The following is a 23,077-nucleotide window of genomic DNA, read 5'->3' as shown; positions in this document are numbered from 1 at the left end:
GATCATATCGTAGGGATGGGAAGTGCGCGGATGTGATCGTCGCCGCCTACAGCGTCGCGATAGCTTTCTTCTCCGTCAGCAATGTATTTGTCGAAGAATGTCTGCCAGCCACCGTCTTCCTTGGCGGATGCAGCATATTCCTTGAGATGGGGCGCGTCCCAGCCATAGCTGTAATGCGATGTGGTTGGATGTGCGCCAAGCGGTGCATCGACCACGCCGGTGACAAGGTAGGGTTCAAACAGGTTCGCCTTCATGTCCTCGGCGTTTTCCGACGCGACGCTGTCGACAAGCTCTTCGGTCGTGACATAGACCTTCTTGGCGGCGCGGGCGAAAAACTCGTCAAAGAACGGATCCGGCCCGAATGTCAGTGTATTGCCGGTGCGATCGGCGCGGCTGACGTGGATCAGCGCCGCGTCCAGATGGATCGCCGGCATCGCCAGCAGTTCTTCCTTGTCGCCATAGGGCGAGCGGATGGTTTTGAGGTCCGGGTTCATCTCCATCACCGCCGAGCCGGGGCCGACACGTGTCGGCGCAAAAGGAGTGTTATTGCCCGCAGCCCGCAGACCCAGATAAAGCAGGCCTTCGTCCAGTTCCTGAACCTTCAGGGTGCCGTCCTGCCGCATCTTGCGGAAATAGGGTTCGATCGGAATGAAATCGAGCGAGACAAACCCGTATTTCGCGCAGGCCAGCTTGCCAGCAGCGGCGAGCATCCCGACTTCGGGGCCACCAAAGGCCACGACGGTCAGATCCTTCAGATCAGAGCGCATGATCTCGCGGATCAGCGCCATCGGCTTGCGCCGGGGGCCCCAGCCGCCGACGCCGATTGTCATACCGTCGCGCAGATCGGCGACGACAGACTTGAGGGACATTTCTTTGTTCATGGTGTTTCTTTCATTCTTAGCGGAGAGTTCGCGCAGGTCAGTCGAAGAATCCGCGGCCCTCGGCCACACGGGTTTCGATCAGGTTTGCGGGTGTGAAGTATTGGTCGCCGACAAGTGCGCAGTAGGTGTCGAGCGCGTCTTTGATCTTTGCCAGTCCGATCTGGTCGGCCCAGAACATCGGTCCGCCAAGGTGGCGGGGCCAGCCAAATCCGCTGGTCCAGATGACGTCAATGTCGCCGGGCCGGGCTGCGCCGCCTTCGTCAAGCAGGTGCGCGCCTTCATTGACCATCGCATACAGGCAGCGTTCCAGGATCTCCTGATCCGTGATCTCGCGTTGCGGCAGGCCGCGTTTGGTGCGGTGTGCGGCCAAAAGCTCTTCGACGGCGGGATCGGGGTGGCCCTTTCCCTCTTCGTCATAAAGGTAATAGCCGGACCCGGTCTTGCGGCCCAACCGCCCGGCGGCGGCCAGTTGATCCACGATGTCGCAATCTCGTTCCCTTTGGGTCATTCCGGCAATGCGGGTCTGGCGGGCTGCGGCCATGATGTCCATGCCGGCCAGATCGGCAAGCGCGAACGGACCGATGGGAAATCCGAATCCGGTCAGCACGCGGTCGACCTGCTGCGGTGTGGCACCGTCCTCTAGAAGGAACTGCGCTTCGCGTGAGCGTTTGGACAGCATCCGGTTGGCAACAAAACCTTCGGAGCGCCCGACCATCACCGGCGTTTTGCCCAGCTTGCGCCCGATGGCCGTCATCGTTGCCAGCACATCGGGTGCCGTGGCTTTGGCGCGGACGTTTTCAAGCAGCTTCATGACGTTGGCCGGATTGAAAAAGTGCATTCCGGCAAAGTTTTCGGGCCGCGACAGCGAGGACGCCAGCGCTTCGATATCCAGAAACGATGTGTTGGTGGCGATGATCGCGCGATCGTGCAGCGCCTGTTCCAGCTTTGACAGAACGTCTTTCTTGACGTCCATGTCCTCGGTCACGGCCTCGATGGCCAGATCAACGCCGTCCAGCCCGTCGTAATCGAGCGTCAGGGTCAGCGCCGCCATGCGGTCATTCACCTGAGCTTCGCTCATACGACCGCGCTTGACCTGTCCGCCATAGATTTTGCGGATTACGGTGTCGGCCTTGTCCAGCGTGTCCTGATTGTTGCCGATCAGAACCACAGGGAGTCCGGCATCCAGAAAGCAGATCGCGATGCCGCGCCCCATCGTGCCGGGGCCGACGACGGCAACCTTGCGCACTTCGCGCGGCTTGGTATCGCGCGGGACGCCGTCGATTTTCAAGGCGGCACGTTCCGCCACAAATACATGGCGCAGCGCCTTTGACTGGGGCGACGCGACCAGCGCCTTGCAGGCCGCGAATTCCTTGTGGGCCGCTTCGCGGAAAGCTGTGTCGCTGGCCATCTCGATCAGGTCGACCGCTTGCTGGGGCGCGTTCTGTCCCTTGTATTTGCGGGCCAGTGTTGTGCGGGCCTGATCAAGGAGTGCACGGTCATACTCCGGCACCGGCAGATCGCTGGTCCGGCGCAGCTTTGCGCCGTCCGCCACGATCCGCGCGGCGAATGCCAAAGCGGCCTCGCGCAGATCGCCGGTTGCGATTTCGTCGATCAGTCCGGTCTTTTGGGCATGGTCCGCGGAGACCGGGCGCCCTTCGGTGATCATCGGCAGTGCCGCTTCCACACCGATCAGACGGGGTGTGCGCACGATGCCGCCGGAGCCGGGCAAAAGGCCCAGCGTCACTTCGGGAAGGCCGAAACGGGCGGCGGGGTCAGCCATGCGGTAACTGCACGCCAGGGCCACCTCAAGCCCGCCACCCAGAGCGGTGCCGTGCATGGCCGCCACGATAGGTTTGCCGCAGGCATCCAGCCGGTCAATGACGTTGCCCAGTTGCGGGTCTTGCATGGGTTTGCCGAACTCGCGAATGTCCGCACCTGCCATAAAGGTCCGGCCAGCGCAAAGGATGACCATCGCGCGGGCATCACCGTCGTTTTCGAGCCGGTCGACAGCGGCGACCAGCCCTGCACGCACCGCATGGGACAGTGCGTTGACAGGCGGATTGTCGACGGTCGCGACAAGGATATCGCCCAGCAGGTCAAGCGCTACGGCATCGGTAACAGTGTCGGTCATTCTGGAGTCCTCTTATTCAATTCCGCGCCCGGCATGGTCAGGACGACCTTGCCTTGGGCGCGACGTTCCATGACGGCGTCCAGCGCCTCGGCGTAGCGATCCATCGGGTATTCGCCGCCGATATGTGGGTTCAGGTGGCCCGCCTGGAACCAGTCGAACAATTCGGCCATGTTGGCAGCGTTCAGGTCGGGATTGGCGCGGGCGAATGCGCCCCAGAATACGCCGATGAGCGACGACTGTTTCAGCAGCAGCAGGTTGAGCGGAATTTTCGGAATATCACCCGAGGCAAAGCCGATGACCAGATAGCGGCCATTGATGGCGAGGGACCGGATTGCCGCCTCGGCCATTCCGCCGCCGACGGGATCATACACAACGTCAACGCCGGTCTTGCCGCAGATTTCCTTGAGGCGGGTGCGCAGGTCGTCGTTGGTATAGTTGATCGTCTCGTCCGCGCCATGTGTCCGGCAAAGGTCAAGCTTTTCGTCCGTGGATGCAGCGGCGATGACCCGTGCGCCCATCTGTTTGGCGATTTCGATGGCCGTCAGGCCGACACCGCCTGCCGCGCCAAGCACCAGAACCGTCTCGCCGGCCTGCAACGCGGCGCGATCGTTCAGGGCGTGGTGCGATGTGGCGTAGGTGATGACGAATCCGGCGGCCTGTTCAAAGCGCATGCTGTCGGGGATCGGATGAACGCTGCGGGCCGGGGCAACGGCCTGTTCGGCATATCCACCGGTTCCGGTAAACGCCAGAACGCGGTCGCCGGGTGTGACAGTTGTCACATCGCTGCCGACGGCACGCACGATACCGGCGACCTCGCTTCCGGGGGAAAAGGGGCGGTCTGGCTTGGTCTGGTAGTTTCCTTCCACCATCAGCCCGTCGAAAAAGTTGATCCCGCACGCCGCCACGTCGATCAGGACGTCATCTGCGCCCGGAGTCGGGGCGGGCACATCGTCGAGGGTCAGTTCGGCGCGTGGCGCGAATTCCCGGCAAATGACGGCTCTCATGGTCATGGCATTCTTTCCGTGGTCGGCGTTTCATTCCAACCCCGAGGATCGCCATTCATCGACCGGTGCGGCATCGTCCAATGGGACTAATGACGAATTATTGACGTACCGCCGGTTTTTCGCGGCGCAATTTCGGCTCTGTTCGTACGGGGGTCTTTTTCGGGTGCGTTCGGCCCTGAAATGATTAGTCCTTTCAGACGATGCAGCCGGTCTGCCCTGTCGCACATCGTGGTGGAAGCTTTTGGTGTCCATCCCTGAGGGGCAAAGTGCGGGATGGCTCGAACAGCAACAAAATTTATAGGGAGAGACACATGAAACGGACTATTGCGATGTCGCTGGCACTCGGAGCCATGGCGACCGCCGGACTGGCGCAGGATGGCCAGGTCAAGATCGGCGTTCTGAACGATCAAAGTTCTTCATTTTCGGCACTTGGCGGCACGGAGGTTGTCACAGCCGTAGAGATGGCGATTGCCGATTACGGTGGCGAGGCACTGGGCAAGCCGATTGAGCTGGTCTCTGCGGACCACCAGAACAAGCCGGAAGTCGGGCTGAGCATCGCGCGCCAGTGGATGGAGCAAGAAGACGTTGACGCGATTGCCGACATGGCGAACTCTGCCATCGCGCTTGGTGTCAACACGCTGATCGGCGATCTGAACAAGGTCGGCCTTTTCGTGTCGCCCCTCACGGACAAGCCGACCGAGGCCGATTGCAACGGTAATGTGGTTGCGTGGGCCTATGACGCGCATTCGGTCTTTACCAGCCCGGTCAGTTTCCTGCTCGACGATGGCGTTGAAACATTCTTTATCCTGTCCCCCGACTACGAGGCAGGCAAGGTTCAGGAAGCAACCGAAGAGGCCGCGATCCTTGCCGGTGGCGGCACGCTGGTCGGCAAGATCCGTGCGCCCTTGGGAACCACGGATTTTTCGTCCTATCTGCTTCAGGCACAAGCCTCGGGCGCAGAGGCGCTGATCATGAACATGAACGGCCCCGATCTGGTGAACGCTGTCAAACAGGTGCAGGAATTTGGCATCATGGCTGGCGGCATGACGGTCGCTTTGCCCATTCTGCACCAGTCCGACACCCGCGCAATCGGCGTTGACGCGATGCAGGGCGTGCGGTTTTCCGCGCCATGGTTCTGGACCCTGGACGAGGACTCCGAAAAATTCGGGCTTCGTATGAAAGAGATCACCGGCAACGCGCCCGGCTGGGTTGCCGCTGGAACGTACTCTGCGGTGACAAACTATCTGAAAGCTGTTGATGCCGCTGGAACCGACGAGGCGAAGGCCGTTCTGGCCCAGATGCGTGAGATGGATATCGACGACTTCTTCGTGAGCAACGCGACACTGTATCCGAACGGACGTCTGATTCACGACATGTATTCGATCGAGGTCAAGACACCCGACGAGGTGGAACAAGGCGACGATTTCTTCAAGCTCGTCTCGACGATCCCGGCGGATGTGGCGTTCAAGCCCTATTCGGAATCCGTCTGCGACATCGGCAAATAAAACCACACGAGACTATGCACGGGTGGCGGTTCAGACCCGCCGCCCGTCGTCATATCTGAGCACGGAAAGACCAGATGCCGGGATACATGATCTTCGAGATAGACATCACCGACCGGGCCGCATGGGATGCCTACCGCGAGGTTGCGGGGCCGGTGATGGCGCAGGGCGGTGGACGGTTCCTGATCAACAGCACCGAGGCCGAGCCGCTGGAAGGCGATTGGACGCCGCCGACCATTTCAGTGGTCGAGTTCCCGAGCATCGAGGCCGCGCGCGCATTTTATAATTCGCCGGCCTATCAGGCAACAATCCCGATGCGCCAACGGGCCTCGCGCGGGCGTGGCATTCTTGTGGACTGGTTCACCGCACCAGGCGCGGCAAAGGAAAATGCGACATGACAACGGCACTGGAACAGCCGGACTACATTATCGAAGCGACGGGGCTGAGCAAACTGTTTCACGGGTTTGCCGCCGTCGATGGCGTCGATCTGTCGGTGCGGCGCAACTCCATTCATGCGCTGATCGGCCCGAACGGTGCCGGCAAGACGACCATGTTCAACCTGATCACCAAATTCCTGCAACCGACCAGCGGCAGCATTCGCTATAACGGCGAGGATATCACCCGTTTGCGCCCCGAAGAGGTGGCGCGGCGCGGTCTCGTGCGGTCGTTCCAGATCTCAGCGGTCTATCCGCGCATGACGGTCCGCGAAAACGTGCGTATCGCGCTCCAGCGCCCGACGGGCACGTCCTACCGGTTCTGGCAAAGCGAAAAGGCGCTGCGTGTTTTGCATGACCGCGCCGACGCGCTGCTGTCGGATGTCGGCCTGATCTCTTATGCAGACCAGCCTGCGACGATGCTGTCTTACGGGCGCAAGCGGGTTCTGGAGTTTGCCACAACACTGGCGCTCGATCCCGAGATGCTGTTGCTGGACGAACCGACGTCGGGCCTTGGCCACGAAGACGTTGAATTGATCGCCCAACTGATCCGCAAGGTTGCGACCGACCGCACCGTGTTGATGGTCGAACACAACCTGTCCGTTGTGTCGTTGTTGTCGGACACGATCACCGTTCTTGCCGCTGGCCGTGTATTGGCCGAGGGCGACTATGACACCGTATCGCACGACCCCCGCGTGATTGATGCATATATCGGAGGGGTCGATGACTGACACGACACCGCTACTGGAGGTCAAGAACCTCGAAGGCTGGTACGGCGAAAGCAAGGCGCTGCACGGCATCAATTTCGACGTCCACAAAGGCGAGCTGGTCACGCTGCTGGGGCGCAACGGGGCGGGAAAAACATCAAGCTTGCGTGCGATCATGGGGCTGTTGCCCCGCAAGACCGGCACCATCCGGTTCGACGGGCGCGACATCTCGAACACGCCGCCGGAAACGGCTGCGCGTGCAGGGCTTGCCTATTGTCCCGAAGAGCGCGGGATATTTTCCAGTCTGACAGTTGCCGAGAACTTCGATTTGCCGCCGGTCGTGGCACCGGGCGGCATGTCGCGCAAGGAAATCCTGGACCTGTTTCCAAATCTCGAACGGCGCTGGACCAGTCAGGGCACCAAACTGTCGGGCGGTGAACAGCAGATGCTGGCGATCGGGCGTATCCTGCGCACCGGCGCGCGCACGTTGTTGCTGGACGAACCGACAGAAGGGCTCGCCCCCGTGATCATCAAACAGATCGGCACGGTGATCTCTGCGTTGAAGGAACGAGGTTACACGATCCTGCTTGTCGAACAGAACTTCCGGTTCGCCGCAAAGCTGGCCGACCGGTTCTGCATCGTCGAACACGGACGCGTTGTTGATGTGATCGACCGGGCCAATCTCGACGCCGAACAATCCAAAATCCAAGCGCATCTGGGAGTCTGATCCATGCCCGAAATATTCGGTATACCGCTGTCGCTTCTGTTCGGCCAACTGCTGGTCGGTCTGATCAACGGATCCTTCTATGCGATGATGAGCCTTGGTGTCGCAATCATCTTTGGCATGTTGCGCATCGGTAACTTTGTGCACGGCGCACAATATATGCTGGGGGCTTTCGGTGCTTGGTATCTGATGAACCTGCCCGAGCTGTTCCCCGGTTGGGGGCTGCCGTCCATCGGCTACTGGGGCGCGCTGATCATCGTGCCGATTGGTGTTGGTCTGATCGGTGCGTTGATGGAGCGTCTTTTCATCCGGCGGGTCTATAACCTTGATCACGCCTACGGGCTCTTGCTGACCGTTGGTCTTGCGATGTTCATCGAAGGCATGTTCAACGTCATGTATGGCGCTGCCGGACAGCGGTATGACGTACCCGCAGCGCTGCAGGGCGGTCTCAATCTTGGGTTCATGTTCCTTCCGATCTATCGGGCCTGGGTGATCGTTCTGGCGCTCACCGTGTGTTTCGGAACCTGGTATCTGATCGAGCGGACGAAGCTTGGGTCATACCTGCGCGCCGCCACCGAGAACCCCGATCTGGTCCGCGCCTTTGGCGTCAACGTGCCGCGCATGTTGATGCTGACCTATGCCTTTGGCGTTGGCCTGGCCGGTATGGCCGGTGTCATGGCCGCGCCGATCTATCAGGTCGGTCCCCAGATGGGGCAGTCGATCATCATCACCATCTTTGCCGTCGTTGTCATCGGCGGGATGGGGTCGATTTCGGGGGCCATTCTGAGCGGGTTGATGATGGGTCTGGCCGAGGGTCTGACCAAGGTGTTCTATCCGCAGGCATCGACCACGGTGGTTTTTGTCATCATGGTCATTGTTCTTGTGCTGCGTCCCGCTGGCCTGTTCGGGCGGGAAACGACGGTGCATTCAACCGCTGACGTATCGTCTGGCCGCGCCGGCAGCATTCTGGAAAACGGCAAGCTTTGGTTCGGTATCTTGTTGGCAATCGGCCTCGCGCTGCCGTTCACGCTGTTCCCGATCTTTGCCATGAAGATCCTGATCTTTGCCCTGTTCGCAATGGCGTATAACCTGATATTCGGCTATGTCGGCCTGCTGGCGTTCGGCCATGCCGCGTTCTATGGAACCTCGTCCTATGTCGCGGCGCATAGCGCGTCGGTGCTTGGATGGCCGCCCGAGCTTTGTGTGCTGGCCGGTGTCGCTGCGGCGACTGCGATCGGTGCCTTGTTCGGCTGGCTGGCGATCCGCAGACAGGGGCTTTATTTTGCGATGATCACGCTGGCTCTGGCGCAAATCATCTATTTCTATGCGCTTCAGGCCAGTTGGACCCATGGCGAGGACGGTATCCAGTCTGTGCCGCGCGGCATGCTGTTCGGCCTGATCGATCTGTCGGATTCGATGAATATGTACTTTGTGACATTGGCCGTGTTCATGGGGGCCTTTGCGCTGATCTACCGGATCATCCATTCGCCGTTCGGGCAGGTGCTCAAGTCCATCCGCGAAAACGAAGACCGGTCTATCTCGCTTGGCTATTCCACCAACCGGTTCAAGCTGATCGCCTTTACGCTGTCGGCCATGCTGGCCGGGCTGGCGGGGGGCATGAAGGCGATTGTGTTTCAGATCGCGTCGCTCATGGACGTGTTCTTCATGACCTCGGCCGATGCGTTGCTGATGACGTTGATCGGCGGTGTGGGCACCTTGCTTGGCCCGATTGTCGGGGCTGCCGTGGTCGTGACACTGCAAACCAAGCTGGCGACCTTTGGCGCCTGGGTGGTGGTGATTCAAGGGTCGATCTTTGTGCTCAGCGTGCTGTTTCTGCGCAAGGGCATCGTCGGCACGTTGGAAGAATATCTGGCCAACCGCAAAGCCCGCCGCGAAAATAGCGCGGCCCTGCCTGACAAGGCGGTGGAACCGGGCGAATGACCCGGCCTGCGGCGATCGTTATCGGCATCGGGCCGGGGCTGGGTCAGGCCTTGGTGCGTGCCTTTGCCAACGCCGGATTTTCGGTGGCCTTTGTCGGGCGGCGGCGCGATGCGGTGCTGGCGCATGAACGCGACATGCGGGCCGAGGGGCTGGATGTCGCGGGTTTTGTAGGTGACGCTGGCAAGCCGGAAATTATGGATCGCGTCTACGGCGCCATTGCAGACCGCTTTGGTCGGGCCGAAGTCTTGATCTACAACGCCGCCATCATCGAACCAGCGCGGTTCGTCACACCGTCGGGGCTGGCGCAGGCGCAATATGGCGATGCCGCCGGATGGGACGCGCGCGGTGCAACCGCGGATCCCGCCTATCTGGTTGACACGTTCCGCACCAATGTCGCCGGGGCGCATCACGCCGCGTCCCGCGTAGCGCCGGACATGATTGCGCAGGGCAAGGGGTCGATCCTTCTGACCGGCGGGGTTCTGGCATTCGAACCGTGGATCGAATGGGGTGTCACGTCACTGGGCAAGGCGGCGCTGCGCAGTATGGGGCATTCGCTGTTTAAGGAACTTCAGCCGCACGGGGTGCAAGCGACCACAATCGCGATCCACGGCACGATGCAGGCCGGAACGCCCTATGATCACGACGACATTGCGCGCGCTTATCTTGATCTGCATTTGCGTCCGCAGGAAGAGTGGACGCCGGATTACCATTTCAAAAAGGGTGCGCAGGATGACGGGGATCCCGATGCCTGAGACGTTGTCATTGCAGGGCGGTCGTGCGCTTGTCACCGGCGGCGCAAGCGGTATCGGCGCTGCGACGGCGCAAAAGCTGTCGGCGCTTGGCGCACAGGTGGTGCTTGCCGACATTGATGGGACCGCCGCCGCAGAGGCTGTTGCGACAGGTGTGGCCAAGGGGTTCGTGACGGGCAACGTCGCAGATACCGGCGACGCCGACCGTATGGTGCAGGACGCCCGCGACGCGATGGGTGGGCTTGATATGGTGTTCAACGCCGCCGGAATAGGCGACGACCTGATGCCGGTGCATTTGCAGGATCCCGACAGGTGGCAGCATGTCGTGGATGTAAACCTGAAAGGCACGTACCTGATCTGCCGCGCCGCTGGCGCCATCATGCTGGAAAACCGCACCGGCTCGATCGTGAACGTGTCGTCCATCGTCGGGCTGGGGGCCTTTCCGGGGCGTTCGGCTTACGGTGTGGCCAAGGCTGGCGTGATCCATCTGACCAAGACGCTGGCGTGCGAATGGGGCTCGTCCGGCGTGCGGGTCAACTGCATCGCGCCGGGCTATACAAAGACACCCCTAGTGCGCGATTTGCTGGATCGGGGCGTGTTCGATCCGGGGCTGATCGAACGGCGCACCCCTTTGGGCCGCTTTGCCGAATCCGAAGAGATGGCAAATGCAGCTGCGTTCCTGCTATCGGACTGGGCAAGCTATGTCACCGGCACAGTGCTGCCGGTGGATGGGGGCTGGGCGGCTTACGGGGCGGCCGGGGATGTCGACAAGAGCATCCCCACCAAAGCCTGACCTGACGGTCAGCTTTTGCGATATTTGTCCAATGATCCGTCTTTCAGCGCGGCAACCAGATCGCGTTTGCGGATCTTGGCGGCCTCGACCGGCATGTCGGTGATGAATTCGAACCGGCGTGGCACCTTGTACGCGGCCAACTGGTCGCGGCACCATGTGTTCAGATCGTCTGCTGTCGCGCTCTTGGACTTGCCCAGCACGATCACCGCGACAGGCACCTCGCCTTTCCTTGCGTCCGGCGCACCGACCACCGCGCACATCGCAACGGAGGGGTGACGGTACAGCAGCGTTTCGATTTCCAGCGGATAGATATTGTGGCCGCCGGCGATGATGACATCCTTCTTGCGGTCAACGATGAACAGATAGCCGTCCTCATCCAGATATCCCAGATCACCGGACCGCCAACCGTCGGGGGTAAACGCCTCGGCGGTGGCGGCTGCGTCGTTCCAGTATCCCTTTGCGATGCAATCGCCGCCGATGATGATTTCGCCAATCTCGCCGTGGGGCAGGGGGGCGTCATCATCGTCCAAAATCGAGATGCGCGAACTGCCCACAGGCACCCCGGCCGACCCTTTCTTGCGCAAGCCAAGAGTGGGTTCCATGACGTTCTGCCCACAAGTTTCGGTCGAGCCGTAAACCTGTGTCACGCTTGCACCGCTGATGGCCTCGAACCGCTCGATCACAGGCTGGGGCACCGGCGCGCCACCGGTGGTGCAGATACGAAGCGAGGTGAGGTCGTGTTGGTTTTCATCAGCCTCGTTGACGATGTAGACATACATTGTCGGCGTGCCGCCAAAGTAGGTGGCTTTGTAACGGGCGATATCGGCCAGCACGCGCCCGGTGTCCCAGCGTTCGTGCAGTACAATCGTTCCGGCGCCGTAAAGGCACAGGTTCAGCGTGACATTGAGCCCGAAATTGGTGAATAGCGGCACGGCGCAGACATAGACTTCTTGCGCGAACCGGTTGCGGTGCGACACCATCATGTCGCGCAGACTGGACAGGATGCTGAAATGCGTCTGGGCGATCCCTTTGGGTTGCCCTGTGGTGCCCGAACTGAAGAACAGGCAAGCGATGTCATCGGGGTCCCAAACCACATCTTCAAAGTCTTCCGGCGCGGCGGCCATCAGGGCGGTCAACCCGTCGGGCTCATCGGTGCCGGCGCTCAGACATGTCGTGAGCGCGGGAAATTCATCGCGGATTTCGGCAAAATAGGGCCACGTGGTCGTATCGGCGATCAGCGCCGTCATCCCGGCACTTTCAACAATGCGGCGCATTTCGGCATGGCGGAACATGGCGCTGATCGGGGCGGGAACCGCCCCCAGCCGCTGGCAGGCCCAAAAGGCGATTGCCATCATCGGTGTGCTTGGCAGATACAGGCCGACCCTGTCGCCGCGCCCGATCCCGCGTGCCGCCAGCACATGCGCAAGCTGCGCAGTGCGAACCGCAAAATCGCGATATGTCAGGCTTTCGGACCCGGCAATGATTGCCACGCGCTCCGGGCGCATTCTGGCGTTGCGGCCAATGATTTGCGATAGATATTCCATATGTTCCCCGGTGTTGCTGGCGCCGTGTCTTCGGTGTTTCTGGCCGCGTGTTAGATCAGGCCCTGCGCCCCGTCGATGACCAGAACCGCACCCGACACAAAGCGTGCATCGTCCGACAGCAGGTAGGCAAAACCGGCGGCGATGTCTTTGGGTTCGCCAAGCCCGTCTGCGAAACCCTTGAGTTTGGAGCGGCGAATGATCAGATCGGGATCGGCGTCGGGAACGGCGGGAATGGCGCTCATTTCAGAGCGGATGCCGCCCGGACAGATGGCGTTGAACCGGATCCCGGCGGTCGCGTATTCGGCGGCAAGCGATTTGGTCATGGTGATCAGCCCCGCTTTCGCCGACGCATAGGCGGTGGCATAGGCAAGCCCGTTCAGTGCCGCCAGCGATGAGGTGCTCGCCACGCTTCCGCCGGTCTTTTCCAGATGCGGGATCGCATCTCTGGTGATGGTAAACGTGCTGTTGAGGTTGACCTGAAACAGCTGGGCCCAATCGGCATCGCTGACATCGGTGGCGCGGGTCTTTGCATAGGCGCCGGCAATGTTGCAGACGCCGTCAAGCTGTCCGAAGGACGCCGCCGCGTCCGCAACCAGTGCGCGACAGGAAGCACCATCTGTGGCGTCATAGTGAAAGACCGATGGTTCCCGAGCGCCGGTTTTGGCAATGTCCGCGGCCAGCGCAGCGGGCGACGACGCTGCCCTGTCGGCAAGCGCGAGGCGGGCGCCTTCCTGGGCCAGACGCAGGGCCGTTGCCCGCCCGATCGACCCCGATGCGCCGGTCACAAGGATAACTTTCCCATCCAGTCTTTTCATGATTTCCAGCCCTGTAGTGCCCCATTTTGCGCCGATACCAACATCGTGCCGTCGTTATTTGCATCGTCTGTTTGGGGTAGGTCGCTTACTCCAACCGGACGATGCCGGTGGCAGAAAACGGGCACAGTCTGATCCTGAACAATGCAAAGGACCAAAGATGAAAATCCTGATCGTAGGCGGCACCGGAATGATCGGCGGCCATGCGGCCGCAAGGTTAAGCAGCCAAGGCCATGATGTGGTGTTGGGGGCGCGCAAGCCTGCGCTCTCTGAAACGCCGATGGCGCGTTATCCCGTGTTGATCGGCGATTATTCCAAGGGGGCGTTTTCACCCGATGACTTAAAGGAATTTGACGCCGTTGTGTTTGCCGCAGGCAACGATATCCGGCATTTGCCCAAATCCGTGGACCGGGATGAGTTCTGGCGCGTGATGCAAATCGAAGGTGTGCCCGATTTTGTCGAACGTGCGAAAAAAGGCGGGGTCAAACGCGTTGTGCAGATCGGCAGCTATTACCATCAGGTGATGCCGCATCTGGCCGAGACCGACGATTACGTGCGCGCCCGCAAGCTGGCGGATGACGGCGCGCGGGCCTTGGCGGGTGACGACTTCAATGTTTCGACGCTGAACCCGCCGTCGATTGTCGGGGTGATCCCCGGACTGCCTGCGCTGCGCTATGAAACGCTTGTCGCATGGGGTCGGGGCGAGCGGCCCGAGATCCCCGATTACGGACCCGCAGGCGGCACCAACTACATGTCCGTCAAATCCCTGACCGAAGCGATATCCGGCGCGTTGAGCAATGCCGAATCCGGCAAAGCCTATCTGATCGGCGACCAGAACCTGCATTTCAACGAATTCTTCCAGATGATATTCGACGCCGTCGGCAGCGACCGGATCGTCGAGGAACGCGATGCCGAACATCCGCTGTTGCCCGACGCCTTTATCGTGCCGGGGCGGGGCAATGTGCTGTCGTATGAACCGCCCGCCGACGAGGTGGCACTGCTGGGGTATTCGCGCAATGATGTGCAACGCGCGGTGCAGGAGATCGTCACGCTGGTCGGACCGACCGAATGACTGAAAGGCTGTCGTGGCAGGACATGGTGGCACTGCGGTTTGTGGCCGAAAGCTACGGCATGGCGGTAGATCGGAACGACGCCGCGCGTTTTGCAGCGCAGTTCACACCTGACGGCATTCTGGAATCGCCTCGTGGGCGGTTTTGCGGTCAGGCCGAGCTTGCGAGCGTGCCGGGCATGATGGCCGGGCTTTATGACCGCACGCATCACGGTGTCGTCGGGCAGGTTCCGGTTCTGTCGGACGGGGGAGTGGTGAGAGCAGACACCTATACCCATGCCCGCCACTACTATGCCGCGCGCCGTGACGGCGCGGAATACTGCTATGAAATGACCATCCGCTACGAAGATCGCTTTGTGAATAACGGTGACAGCTGGCTGCTGGCACATCGCATACTGGTTCTGGTCGGTGACGCCACCTATCGCACCGGGCGCGATCACGAGCCCGACACGGGAGACAAGACAAATGACCATTGAACAGGACCAAACCCTGCTGGGATTGTCCGGAAAAGTCGCGCTGATCACCGGCGGAGGGGCAGGCATCGGTCGTGCGACAGCAGAGCTGTTTGCACGCGCCGGAATGCGGATTGCCGTCGCGGAAATTGATGCCGACCGCGCATCGGATGTGGAGCGGACCCTGAAAGACGCGGGCTGTGACTGTCTGGTTTCGGTCACGGATGTGCGCAAGAGACCAGAGGTGGTCAAGCTGGTCGACGCCGTCGCCGCGCGATACTCGCGGCTGGATGTGCTGGTCAACAATGTGGGCGATTTTCTTGGCATCAAGGGGGAATTCGTCGACTCGCAAGAAGACCAGTGGCAGGCCCTTTATGAAATCAACCTGCTGCACATGTTCCATGTCACCCGTGCGGCGATTCCGCTGATGCGGCGCAGCGGCGAGGGTGGCAGTATCATCAACATTTCGACGGTCGAGGCGTTTCGCGGCATTCCCCTGACGGTGGTCTATGCCGCCTTCAATTCCGCCATCACCGGGTTCACGCAAAGCCTGGCCGTTGAACTGGGCCAGCATGGCATTCGGGTCAACGCCGTGGCTCCGGAAACCACAAACACCGCGCAGATCACCGCAACGCCCCGCGTGCCGCCGGAAAACCGCGAAAACATGAAACGCTGGTTCCCCATCGGGCGCTTTGGCGAAGGGTCGGATTCCGCCGGTGCGGCGCTGTTTCTGGCGTCGGATATGCTGTCGGGCTGGGTCAGCGGGACGACCATCGTTGTGGATGGCGGCGCGCTGGCGGCGGGGGCCTGGATGCGGATGCCCGACGACAACTGGACCCATCTGCCGATCATATCAGGCGACGGCTATACGCCGCGCAATGCGGGGGAGTAGCAACGTGTCAGACAGGTTAAAGGGCAAAGTCGCCTTCATCACCGGCGGCACCGGCGGCATCGGAGAAGTCGCCTGCCGCATATTCGCGGGCCAGGGGGCGCTGGTTGCCATCGCAGGCCGCAGGCACGAACAGGGCGAGACGATTGCCCGCGATATCCGCGCGACAGGCGGGCAGGCGCTTTTTGTGCGCACCGACGTGACCGACGAAGACAGCGTGGCCCGCGCGCTGGAGCAGACGGTTGCCGAATTCGGGCGGCTGGACGTTCTTTACAACAACGCGGGCGGATCTTCGGCCAGTGATGGCCCGGTGACGGAAACGCCGGCCAGCGTGTTTTGGGATACGATCAAGCTTGACCTCTTTGGCACATGGCTGTGCTGCCACTACGGCATTCCGCATCTGATCCGCAGCGGTGGCGGATCTGTCATCAACACCGCGTCGATCATGGGCGCAATGGGCGTGCCGAACCGCGATGCCTATTCGGCCTCCAAGGGTGGCGTGATTTCGATCACCCGGTCCATGGCCGTCGAATATGCGGCACAGAATGTGCGGGTCAATGTGATTGTTCCCGGTGCAGTGGCGACGGAACGGGTGCTGGCGTTTTTCGCGTCCGAGCCCCATCTTGAGGCGCAGAAAAAAGCCTATCTTCTGGGCCTGTGTGAGCCCGAGGATGTGGCCAATGCCGCGTTGTTCCTTGCTTCTGACGAGGCCCGGCGCACCACCGGGCAGCAGCTTTTCGTCGATAGTGGCATCCTGATTTCCTGATCCGATGGCACAGCGGCGATCTTAGTCTTTTCAGACGATGCCGTCGCCGGTCGCGTCGCACAACAGTTGGGAAAGTCACAGCGCGGGTCGCCCCGCGCTCCTTATTTCCGGAGAAGCCCATTGCGCGAAGCCGTCATTGTATCTGTCGCCCGCACCCCGATTGCCAAAGCCTTTCGCGGCGCGTTCAACGACACTGAAGCACCGGCGCTGTCCGGCCATGCTGCCGCACAGGCGCTGATGCGCGCCGACATAGATCCGGCATCGGTCGAAGACGTGATCATGGGCTGTTCCGCGCAGCAAGGCACGCAAGGCTACAACATCGGCCGGCTGACCGCCGCCGCAGCCGGAATGCCGGTGTCGGTGCCAGGCATGTCGGTGGACCGGATGTGTTCGTCGGGCCTGATGGCCGTGGCGATTGCAGCGCGCCAGATCATGTCCGACGGGATGCAGACGGTTGTTGCGGGCGGTGTGGAATCCATCAGCCTGACGCAAAACCAGCACAAGAACACCTATCGCAACCAAAGCCAGGCGGTGATCGAGCAATGGCCGCATATGTATATGACCATGATCGAAACCGCAGAGATCGTCGCCAAGAAATACGGCGTCACCCGCGAGGCGCAGGACGAATTCGCGCTGGCCAGCCAGTTGCGCACGGCCGCTGCCCACGAGGCGGGCCGCTTTGACGCCGAACTGGCGCCGCTGCCCACGCGCAAGATAGTGGTGGACCGCGAGACAAAAGAGAAAAGCGTCGAGGATGTCACGCTGACCCGCGACGAGGGCTTTCGCGCGCAGACCACGCTGGAGGGTCTGCAAGGATTGAAGCCCGTCTTTGCCGGTGGCGAGGTCATCAAGGAGGGCGCATTCGTCACTGCGGGCAATGCGTCGCAACTGTCCGACGGTGCGGCGGCGCTGGTGGTGATGGAGGCGGAAGAGGCCGTGCGGCGCGGTCTGAAACCACTTGGCCTCTATCGCGGTATGGCGGTCGCCGGGTGCGCGCCCGAGGAAATGGGCATCGGCCCGGTGCTTGCCGTACCCAAGCTGCTGAAACAACATGGCCTGACGGTCGACGATATCGACCTGTGGGAATTGAACGAGGCGTTTGCCGCGCAAGCGCTCTATTGCCGCGACCAGCTGGGCATCGATCCTGACAAGATGAACGTCGACGGAGGTGCCATCGCAGTCGGCCACCCGTTCGGCATGACCGGCGCGCGCTGCACCGCGCATATCCTGACCGAAGGCCAGCGGCGAGGCGCGAAATACGGCGTTGTGACCATGTGCGTCGGTGGCGGCATGGGCGCGGCGGGGCTGTTCGAGATCCTGTCATGAGCGCGCCTGAACCTCTCCAGACGCTGACGCCGGTGCTTGGCCCTGCAACGCAGCTTGGCTTTGTGGTGCGCGATCTGGATGAAGCAGTGCGCCATTGGATCGACGTATTGGGCGTTGGCCCGTTTCTGTTTCTGGAGAACGGCACAGGGCGTCCGGCACCGCAATCGATTTATCGGGGGCAAGAGGTGCGGATTGATATGCGGCTCGCCTTCGGGTTCATCGGTGATGTGCAGTTGGAACTGATCCAGCAGGTCAACGACGCGCCGTCGCCGTACCAGACATTTCTGGACGAAGGGCGCGAAGGCTTGCAGCATCTTGGGTACTGGGTGCCCGATCACGCTGCAGCCCGCAGCCGGATCGAGGCGGAAGGCTATGTACCCGAGCTGGTGATCCCGATCGCGGGGCAGCCCGATCCGATTATCTATTACAGCACGCCATCCGTCGTTGGCCCGATGCTGGAAATCGTGCCGCCCCGCTGGCGTCATGCGCGCGCGGCGGTGTCTAACCATCTCAAGGCGTGGAGCGGGGGCGATCCGCTGATCCGTTTTGACACCTACGGCGCATTTCTGGAACACGCGGGCGTCAGCTTCGACGATTGAGCGATGTCGGGTGGGGCTGGCTTATTTGAGCTGGCTTTCCAGCCAGTCGATCTGCTTGCGCATCTGGTCCAGCGAATTGGCAACACCGGCAGGATCGTGCATTGCACGGTCGCGCACGGTCAGCCCGTGCAGCGCCAGGTCAGCGATGATTTCAGCGATCTCGCCCGCTGATTTTGTGCCGCTTGGCGAATACCAACGCGATGTCCAGTTCGCCATGCCAATCACGGCAAAGGCCGCGATCTTTGGGTCGACATCGCGGAATTCTCCGATGGCGATGCCCTCGGTGATGCAATTGACATAAAAGTTGTAGATGTTGCGCCGCCCCTGATTATAAAGCGGCCCGAGCTCTTCGGGTATCTGGCTTTCGAGTCGTGCGAGCATGATGAAATGCGACCCCGACCCCAAGCGCCGCGTTATCCCGTCAACGATGGCATGGCGCAGGCGTTCGACCGGGCCCAGATCGGGGTTTTCCATCAAATCCTGCAGCCGGTTGGAGGGCGTCAGCGCCTCGGCCTCGACCAGTGCCGCAAGGATTTCTTCCTTGTTGCGGAAATAGTGGTAAACGGCGGATCGCCCCAGCCCGATTGCCCCAGCAATGTCGTTTATGCTGGTCTGGACATACCCTTTGGAGGCAAAAAGCTCGGCTGCGATGTCGATCAGTTGTTCGCGCACCAGTTCCTTGCGCGGATTGGTGGCGCCGCGTGTCTCTGTGGTCGTGCGGGACGATGCAGAGCCATTGCCTTGCTTGTCGGTCACGTCATTTGTGGCTTGGTTCACTGTTTCGCCTTCTACTGTTGGCAATGTGCCCTGGTCATTGAGAAAGATGGTCTCGCACTACTTTCATCGTAATTCCCGGCATCCGGCAAAATCGCCCGACGTGGGTTTCATTTTTTTGGTGCAAAAGCAAGACCCAGCTTCTGCTGGCATCCGGCAAGCCTGTCTGAAAACGCGTTCGCGATCTTGTCGAATGTCCAGTCGTCTTCCAGTACGGGCTGGGCGATCAGGGGGTGGGTGACGAAGGACAACTGCCGCCCGGCAATTCGCACGATCTGGCCGGTGATGTCACGCGCCCCGTCCGATAACAGAAACGAAACCAAAGGCGCGTTGACTTCGGCGGCGGGCAGCGCGTCATAATGCACGTCGCGGTTGGCACCTTGCAGCGCCATAAGATGCGCGTTCTGCGCAGCCATCGCCGTTTCTGCCAACGGCGAAATGGCGTTCATGCGGATGCCTGTGTCGCGGAGTTCCATCGCCCAGCTGAAGGTCAGGGATGAAATCGCGGCCTTGGTCGCGCCATATCCACCCAGCGCGATATCCCCGGCCTGTGATCCCGAGGCGACGTTGATAATGGACCCGCCTGTGCCCTGCGCCTTCATCTGCAAGGCGGCGGCGCGCGCGCATGAAGTGGTGCCGATCAGGTTGACGTCAATCATGTGCCGGATGTCGGCCTCGGTGGTATGTTCGAGCAGGGCAGGGCGCAAGATGCCCGCATTGTTGACGAAGCCGTCCAGCGCACCAAAGGCGTCAACACACGCGTCGACAAGCGCCACGCCCGCGTCCCAGTTCGAGACATCGGCGGGATGTGCTATCGCCTGCCCGCCCGCGTCGGTTATGGCTTTGGCGCAGGCATTTGCGGCGTCGCGGTCAACGTCATTGACCACAACACTGGCGCCAAGCAGTGCGGCGTGTTGCGCATAGGCCGCGCCAAGCCCGCCGCCCGCGCCCGTTACGACGATTGATTTGCCGGTGAGTTCCTTCATGTCCCGGCTCCTTGTGTAATGGGTTGTGTGGCCAGCGCCAGAAGATCGCGGGCATCCTGCGCACCGTTCAGCACGCGATTTTTTCGCGTGACGACTTTCCAGCCGTCGGCGGTCCGGTTCAATATCCAGTGGTTCGCGCTGGTGCGCACCGACTTCCATTGACCGTTGTCATGCACGAAAACCTGCGAATATCCTGTTGCAGTGGCGTCATCGCCATGGACCGAGATGACAGGCGCGCCCAGCACATGGGCGCAGCCCTGCTCGACATAGGTTTTATGGGTCGCCAACTCTACCAGAGCGGCAAGCTCCGTGCGCCCTTCAAGCGCGCCAGACCCGAAATCGTAGACCCCGTTCGCTGTCCAGAGATCCGCGGTTGCGTCACCGGACAGGCTGTCGACAGCGGGGCCGAAGCGGGCGATGATTTGCGCGATCTCGTCCTTGTCTTCCAAGGTGCGCAAACGCGCTTCAAGTGCGGCAATGCGGGCGGAGTCGGTCATGGGAGCATCCATCTTGTTCTTCTGTCACGTTCCGCCCCTGCAGAAACTGCCGCATCGTTCATTTGCAGGATGCACAGCCGAAATCTGCAACCCAACGCATCCATCCCCCGTTCGGACGATGTAGAATGCGCTGCCATGCGCTGTCATGGCATCGAATTGCCAAGCGACGACAGGCGGGCCGATGGAACTGACACTGACCGAAGACCAGATTTTTATCCGCGACGAGGCACGGCGCTTGTTGGCTGCAAAGGCGGATGGCGATGCGCTGCGCCGGATTGTTTCGGGTGGTGACGGGGTCGATGCCGATCTCTGGAAGACGATTTCCACCGAACTGGGCTGGTGTGCGATGACCATCCCCGAGGATCAGGGCGGCGTCGGGCTGGGCCTGACCGAGCTTGTCTTGCTGATGGAAGCGGTTGGCGAACGGCTGGCGCCCGTTCCGTTGTGGTCGACAGCCTGTCTTGCCGTGCCGTTGCTGATGGCCGTCGGCACTGACGCGGCGCGCGCATGGCTGGAACGCATCGCGGAGGGGGACGCCGCTGCAACCGTGGCAATCGCCGACATGAATAGTGCGATGCCGCTGCGTGGGGCAGGTGTTACCGCAACCCGACAGGACGACGGTTATACCCTGCATGGCAATCTGCCGCTGGTGACGGATGCCCAAGTGGCAGGACTGATCCTTGTGCCGGCGCGGATCGGCGACGAGGTGGCCGTTTTTTCGCTGGAGCCGTCGACCAGACCTGACGTTCGCAGGCTCGACACGCTGGACCGCACCCGCCAGTTTTGCGCAGTCGCGTTGAACGATTTTCCAGTGCCTGAAACCGCCCGACTTGACAGGAACGGCATCACTGCCGACGCGTTGGAACAGGCCGAAACGACCGCAACCCTTGGGCTGGCTGCCGAGCAGGTTGGGCTCGCGCGGGGTGCGATGAACCTGACGCTGGATTATATCAGCGAGCGGGTGCAATTCGGACGCACGATTGCGTCGTTTCAGGCGGTCAAACACCGCTGCGCCGCGCTTGAAGTTGATTTTGCCGAACTGCGCGCGCTGATCTTTGGCGCTGCCGCACAGACCGACCCGGCAGAGCGTCTGCTTGAGGTTGCAGGCGCGCGCGCCCTTGCATCGGACCTTGCGTTTCGCGCGTCCGAAGAGGCAATCCAACTGCATGGAGGCGTTGGCTTTACAACCGAATACGCGCCGCATCTGTATTTCAAACGGGCGCAGGCCAGCTGGCATATGCTCGGTTCTCCCGAACACCACCTTGACCGGATCGCGGCGCATTGCCTGCCGGACGGAGACGCCGCATGACACAGCAAAACCTGAGCGACCTGCGCGCCGAAATCCGCGACTGGATGGACACGCATCTCACAGGGCGGTTTGAACCCCTGCGCTCTCGCGGCAATGCAGGTGACGGTGATGCGCTGCCCGAGCTGCGCAAGGCGTGGGAGCAAGAGTTGGCACGCGGCAACTGGACCTGTCCGCACTGGCCAAGGGAACATGGTGGGCGCGGCATGTCCGTTCCGGAACAGATCGTGTTTCAGGAAGAATACGGCCGTGCCGGTGGTCCAGGCCGAATTGGCCATATCGGCGAAGGGCTGGTTGGGCCGACGCTGATCGCCTTTGGCACCGAGGCACAGAAACAGCAGTTCTTGCCGGGGATTCTGGCAGGGACCGAATACTGGTGTCAGGGCTATTCCGAACCGGGCGCCGGATCGGACCTTGGCAACATCCGCACCCGTGCAACCCGCGATCTCGACAGCGGTGACTGGCTTGTCAGCGGGCAAAAGGTCTGGACTTCGCTGGCGCATCTGTCCGACTGGATTTTCGTTCTGGCGCGGTGCGAGGCCGGAACGGTGGGACGGCACGGACTGATCTTCTTGCTGATGCCGCTGGATCAGAGCGGGGTGGAAATCCAGCCGATCGAGCAGATGGGTGGGGGGGCCGAGTTCAACTCGGTGTTTTTCGACAATGCACGCGCCAAAGCTGAACATGTGGTCGCAGACCCTGGCGAGGGATGGCGGATCGCCATGGAATTGCTGGGCTTTGAGCGGGGCATTTCCACGCTGGGCCAGCAAATGGCGTTCGCGCAGGAGCTTGAGGTGATTTGCGACATCGCACGCGAAAACGGCACCGCGAAAAACCCTGCCATCCGCCAGCGGATTGCGCGGGCCTGGTCCGGGCTGCGCGCGATGCGCTATCTGGCGCTACGGGTGCTTGGGGATGATGGTTCGCAAGAGGTGCAGCGCGATGCGCTTGGCTATAAATACCATTGGTCCAACTGGCACCGGGATCTGGGCAAACTGGCGATGGATGTGCTTGGGCCCGAGGCGGGCGTGCTGGATGAAAACGACCCGCGCAAGGAACGCTTGCAGCGCATGTTCCTGTTCAGCCGTGCTGACACGATCTATGGCGGCACCAATGAAATCCAGTTGAACCTGATCGCCGAGCAAGGTTTGAAAATGCCGCGCGAACCGCGCGGAACGAAAGGTTGACGGC

23 protein-coding genes and 1 pseudogene are annotated in these 23,077 nt (G+C 61.4%); 16 read left to right on the top strand and 8 right to left on the bottom strand.

Going from position 1 to position 23,077, the window contains the following annotated elements; all coding sequences use genetic code 11:
* Positions 1-2: 2 nt before the first annotated feature.
* From ACGKZZ_RS13300 to ACGKZZ_RS13290, 3 genes are read right to left on the bottom strand one after another with little or no spacing between them, the layout of a single operon-like run.
* Entirely contained in the window at positions 3-881 is an 879-nt protein-coding gene (locus ACGKZZ_RS13300; RefSeq protein WP_411224060.1) for a CoA transferase subunit A, read from the bottom strand.
* Between the two features lie 37 nt (positions 882-918).
* Complete coding sequence (locus tag ACGKZZ_RS13295) at positions 919-3,012, bottom strand: 3-hydroxyacyl-CoA dehydrogenase NAD-binding domain-containing protein (protein ID WP_411224059.1); 2,094 nt, start codon at positions 3,010-3,012, stop codon at positions 919-921.
* On the bottom strand, positions 3,009-4,016 hold the full coding sequence (locus tag ACGKZZ_RS13290; RefSeq protein WP_411224079.1) for an NADPH:quinone oxidoreductase family protein: 1,008 nt from the start codon (positions 4,014-4,016) through the stop codon (positions 3,009-3,011). Before ACGKZZ_RS13290 ends, ACGKZZ_RS13295 begins: the two co-directional genes overlap by 4 nt.
* A 311-nt stretch (positions 4,017-4,327) precedes the next feature.
* On the opposite strand from ACGKZZ_RS13290, the gene ACGKZZ_RS13285 reads away from it, so the two are divergent.
* The 8 genes and pseudogenes from ACGKZZ_RS13285 (at position 4,328) to ACGKZZ_RS13250 (ending at position 10,866) form a co-directional block, all read left to right on the top strand.
* Positions 4,328-5,521 carry an ABC transporter substrate-binding protein gene (locus ACGKZZ_RS13285; protein ID WP_411224058.1) on the top strand — a complete coding sequence of 398 codons (1,194 nt, stop codon included), beginning with the start codon at positions 4,328-4,330 and terminating at the stop codon, positions 5,519-5,521.
* 74 nt (positions 5,522-5,595) lie between these two features.
* Positions 5,596-5,916, top strand: coding sequence for a DUF1330 domain-containing protein (locus ACGKZZ_RS13280; RefSeq protein WP_411224057.1), 321 nt, complete (start codon positions 5,596-5,598; stop codon positions 5,914-5,916).
* Complete coding sequence (locus ACGKZZ_RS13275) at positions 5,913-6,683, top strand: ABC transporter ATP-binding protein (protein WP_411224056.1); 771 nt, start codon at positions 5,913-5,915, stop codon at positions 6,681-6,683. Before ACGKZZ_RS13280 ends, ACGKZZ_RS13275 begins: the two co-directional genes overlap by 4 nt.
* Entirely contained in the window at positions 6,676-7,386 is a 711-nt protein-coding gene (locus tag ACGKZZ_RS13270; RefSeq protein ID WP_411224055.1) for an ABC transporter ATP-binding protein, read from the top strand. Before ACGKZZ_RS13275 ends, ACGKZZ_RS13270 begins: the two co-directional genes overlap by 8 nt.
* Positions 7,387-7,389: 3 nt before the next feature.
* Positions 7,390-8,298: pseudogene (locus ACGKZZ_RS13265) on the top strand (branched-chain amino acid ABC transporter permease); the annotation flags it as partial.
* 132 nt (positions 8,299-8,430) lie between these two features.
* Positions 8,431-9,324: a branched-chain amino acid ABC transporter permease gene (locus tag ACGKZZ_RS13260; RefSeq protein WP_411224078.1), complete on the top strand. Its 894-nt coding sequence runs from the start codon at positions 8,431-8,433 to the stop codon at positions 9,322-9,324.
* A complete protein-coding gene (locus ACGKZZ_RS13255) occupies positions 9,321-10,076 on the top strand; it encodes an SDR family NAD(P)-dependent oxidoreductase (RefSeq protein ID WP_411224054.1) in 756 nt (251 codons plus the stop codon). Before ACGKZZ_RS13260 ends, ACGKZZ_RS13255 begins: the two co-directional genes overlap by 4 nt.
* Positions 10,069-10,866 carry an SDR family NAD(P)-dependent oxidoreductase gene (locus tag ACGKZZ_RS13250; protein ID WP_411224053.1) on the top strand — a complete coding sequence of 266 codons (798 nt, stop codon included), beginning with the start codon at positions 10,069-10,071 and terminating at the stop codon, positions 10,864-10,866. The genes ACGKZZ_RS13255 and ACGKZZ_RS13250 overlap by 8 nt, the downstream gene beginning before the upstream one ends.
* An 8-nt stretch (positions 10,867-10,874) precedes the next feature.
* Here ACGKZZ_RS13250 and ACGKZZ_RS13245 read toward each other — a convergent pair whose 3' ends face one another.
* Positions 10,875-12,371 carry a class I adenylate-forming enzyme family protein gene (locus tag ACGKZZ_RS13245; RefSeq protein ID WP_411224052.1) on the bottom strand — a complete coding sequence of 499 codons (1,497 nt, stop codon included), beginning with the start codon at positions 12,369-12,371 and terminating at the stop codon, positions 10,875-10,877.
* Positions 12,372-12,460: 89 nt separating this feature from the next.
* The gene (locus tag ACGKZZ_RS13240; protein ID WP_411224051.1) at positions 12,461-13,225 is read right to left on the bottom strand and encodes an SDR family NAD(P)-dependent oxidoreductase; all 765 of its coding nucleotides are present in this window, start codon (positions 13,223-13,225) and stop codon (positions 12,461-12,463) included.
* A 157-nt stretch (positions 13,226-13,382) separates the two neighbouring features.
* Between ACGKZZ_RS13240 and ACGKZZ_RS13235 the strand changes: the two genes are divergently transcribed.
* From ACGKZZ_RS13235 to ACGKZZ_RS13210, 6 genes are all read left to right on the top strand, one after another.
* Positions 13,383-14,294, top strand: coding sequence for an NAD-dependent epimerase/dehydratase family protein (locus ACGKZZ_RS13235; protein ID WP_411224050.1), 912 nt, complete (start codon positions 13,383-13,385; stop codon positions 14,292-14,294).
* Entirely contained in the window at positions 14,291-14,767 is a 477-nt protein-coding gene (locus tag ACGKZZ_RS13230; protein WP_411224049.1) for a nuclear transport factor 2 family protein, read from the top strand. The genes ACGKZZ_RS13235 and ACGKZZ_RS13230 overlap by 4 nt, the downstream gene beginning before the upstream one ends.
* Positions 14,757-15,635: an SDR family NAD(P)-dependent oxidoreductase gene (locus ACGKZZ_RS13225; protein WP_411224048.1), complete on the top strand. Its 879-nt coding sequence runs from the start codon at positions 14,757-14,759 to the stop codon at positions 15,633-15,635. Before ACGKZZ_RS13230 ends, ACGKZZ_RS13225 begins: the two co-directional genes overlap by 11 nt.
* A gap of 4 nt (positions 15,636-15,639) precedes the next feature.
* Positions 15,640-16,398, top strand: coding sequence for an SDR family NAD(P)-dependent oxidoreductase (locus ACGKZZ_RS13220; protein WP_411224047.1), 759 nt, complete (start codon positions 15,640-15,642; stop codon positions 16,396-16,398).
* A 120-nt stretch (positions 16,399-16,518) separates the two neighbouring features.
* Positions 16,519-17,724: an acetyl-CoA C-acyltransferase gene (locus ACGKZZ_RS13215; RefSeq protein ID WP_411224046.1), complete on the top strand. Its 1,206-nt coding sequence runs from the start codon at positions 16,519-16,521 to the stop codon at positions 17,722-17,724.
* Entirely contained in the window at positions 17,721-18,323 is a 603-nt protein-coding gene (locus tag ACGKZZ_RS13210) for a VOC family protein (RefSeq protein WP_411224045.1), read from the top strand. The genes ACGKZZ_RS13215 and ACGKZZ_RS13210 overlap by 4 nt, the downstream gene beginning before the upstream one ends.
* Positions 18,324-18,344: 21 nt before the next feature.
* On the opposite strand, the gene ACGKZZ_RS13205 is transcribed toward ACGKZZ_RS13210, so the two are convergent.
* The 3 genes from ACGKZZ_RS13205 to ACGKZZ_RS13195 all read right to left on the bottom strand — a co-directional run bounded on the left by ACGKZZ_RS13205 (position 18,345) and on the right by ACGKZZ_RS13195 (position 20,580).
* On the bottom strand, positions 18,345-19,100 hold the full coding sequence (locus ACGKZZ_RS13205; protein ID WP_411224044.1) for a TetR/AcrR family transcriptional regulator: 756 nt from the start codon (positions 19,098-19,100) through the stop codon (positions 18,345-18,347).
* 107 nt (positions 19,101-19,207) lie between these two features.
* Complete coding sequence (locus ACGKZZ_RS13200; RefSeq protein ID WP_411224043.1) at positions 19,208-20,083, bottom strand: SDR family NAD(P)-dependent oxidoreductase; 876 nt, start codon at positions 20,081-20,083, stop codon at positions 19,208-19,210.
* On the bottom strand, positions 20,080-20,580 hold the full coding sequence (locus ACGKZZ_RS13195; protein ID WP_411224042.1) for a nuclear transport factor 2 family protein: 501 nt from the start codon (positions 20,578-20,580) through the stop codon (positions 20,080-20,082). The genes ACGKZZ_RS13200 and ACGKZZ_RS13195 overlap by 4 nt, the downstream gene beginning before the upstream one ends.
* Before the next feature lie 181 nt (positions 20,581-20,761).
* On the opposite strand from ACGKZZ_RS13195, the gene ACGKZZ_RS13190 reads away from it, so the two are divergent.
* Complete coding sequence (locus tag ACGKZZ_RS13190) at positions 20,762-21,889, top strand: acyl-CoA dehydrogenase family protein (protein ID WP_411224041.1); 1,128 nt, start codon at positions 20,762-20,764, stop codon at positions 21,887-21,889.
* Positions 21,886-23,073 carry an acyl-CoA dehydrogenase family protein gene (locus ACGKZZ_RS13185; protein WP_411224040.1) on the top strand — a complete coding sequence of 396 codons (1,188 nt, stop codon included), beginning with the start codon at positions 21,886-21,888 and terminating at the stop codon, positions 23,071-23,073. The genes ACGKZZ_RS13190 and ACGKZZ_RS13185 overlap by 4 nt, the downstream gene beginning before the upstream one ends.
* Positions 23,074-23,077: the final 4 nt, after the last annotated feature.

The sequence above is a fragment of the Marivita sp. S2033 genome (genome assembly GCF_046592965.1).
GTDB lineage: Bacteria > Pseudomonadota > Alphaproteobacteria > Rhodobacterales > Rhodobacteraceae > Marivita.
The sequence above is the reverse complement of the archived record's forward strand: the minus strand, read 5'-3'. Positions and strand labels throughout refer to the sequence as shown.

Coding starts and splice junctions, on each gene's coding strand:
- ACGKZZ_RS13300 (WP_411224060.1), bottom strand. CDS start 881: ATGAACAAAGAAATGTCCCTCAAGTCTGTCGTCGCCGATCTGCGCGAC.
- ACGKZZ_RS13295 (WP_411224059.1), bottom strand. CDS start 3,012: ATGACCGACACTGTTACCGATGCCGTAGCGCTTGACCTGCTGGGCGAT.
- ACGKZZ_RS13290 (WP_411224079.1), bottom strand. CDS start 4,016: ATGAGAGCCGTCATTTGCCGGGAATTCGCGCCACGCGCCGAACTGACC.
- ACGKZZ_RS13285 (WP_411224058.1), top strand. CDS start 4,328: ATGAAACGGACTATTGCGATGTCGCTGGCACTCGGAGCCATGGCGACC.
- ACGKZZ_RS13280 (WP_411224057.1), top strand. CDS start 5,596: ATGCCGGGATACATGATCTTCGAGATAGACATCACCGACCGGGCCGCA.
- ACGKZZ_RS13275 (WP_411224056.1), top strand. CDS start 5,913: ATGACAACGGCACTGGAACAGCCGGACTACATTATCGAAGCGACGGGG.
- ACGKZZ_RS13270 (WP_411224055.1), top strand. CDS start 6,676: ATGACTGACACGACACCGCTACTGGAGGTCAAGAACCTCGAAGGCTGG.
- ACGKZZ_RS13260 (WP_411224078.1), top strand. CDS start 8,431: ATGAAGATCCTGATCTTTGCCCTGTTCGCAATGGCGTATAACCTGATA.
- ACGKZZ_RS13255 (WP_411224054.1), top strand. CDS start 9,321: ATGACCCGGCCTGCGGCGATCGTTATCGGCATCGGGCCGGGGCTGGGT.
- ACGKZZ_RS13250 (WP_411224053.1), top strand. CDS start 10,069: ATGCCTGAGACGTTGTCATTGCAGGGCGGTCGTGCGCTTGTCACCGGC.
- ACGKZZ_RS13245 (WP_411224052.1), bottom strand. CDS start 12,371: ATGCGCCCGGAGCGCGTGGCAATCATTGCCGGGTCCGAAAGCCTGACA.
- ACGKZZ_RS13240 (WP_411224051.1), bottom strand. CDS start 13,225: ATGAAAAGACTGGATGGGAAAGTTATCCTTGTGACCGGCGCATCGGGG.
- ACGKZZ_RS13235 (WP_411224050.1), top strand. CDS start 13,383: ATGAAAATCCTGATCGTAGGCGGCACCGGAATGATCGGCGGCCATGCG.
- ACGKZZ_RS13230 (WP_411224049.1), top strand. CDS start 14,291: ATGACTGAAAGGCTGTCGTGGCAGGACATGGTGGCACTGCGGTTTGTG.
- ACGKZZ_RS13225 (WP_411224048.1), top strand. CDS start 14,757: ATGACCATTGAACAGGACCAAACCCTGCTGGGATTGTCCGGAAAAGTC.
- ACGKZZ_RS13210 (WP_411224045.1), top strand. CDS start 17,721: ATGAGCGCGCCTGAACCTCTCCAGACGCTGACGCCGGTGCTTGGCCCT.
- ACGKZZ_RS13200 (WP_411224043.1), bottom strand. CDS start 20,083: ATGAAGGAACTCACCGGCAAATCAATCGTCGTAACGGGCGCGGGCGGC.
- ACGKZZ_RS13195 (WP_411224042.1), bottom strand. CDS start 20,580: ATGACCGACTCCGCCCGCATTGCCGCACTTGAAGCGCGTTTGCGCACC.
- ACGKZZ_RS13190 (WP_411224041.1), top strand. CDS start 20,762: ATGGAACTGACACTGACCGAAGACCAGATTTTTATCCGCGACGAGGCA.
- ACGKZZ_RS13185 (WP_411224040.1), top strand. CDS start 21,886: ATGACACAGCAAAACCTGAGCGACCTGCGCGCCGAAATCCGCGACTGG.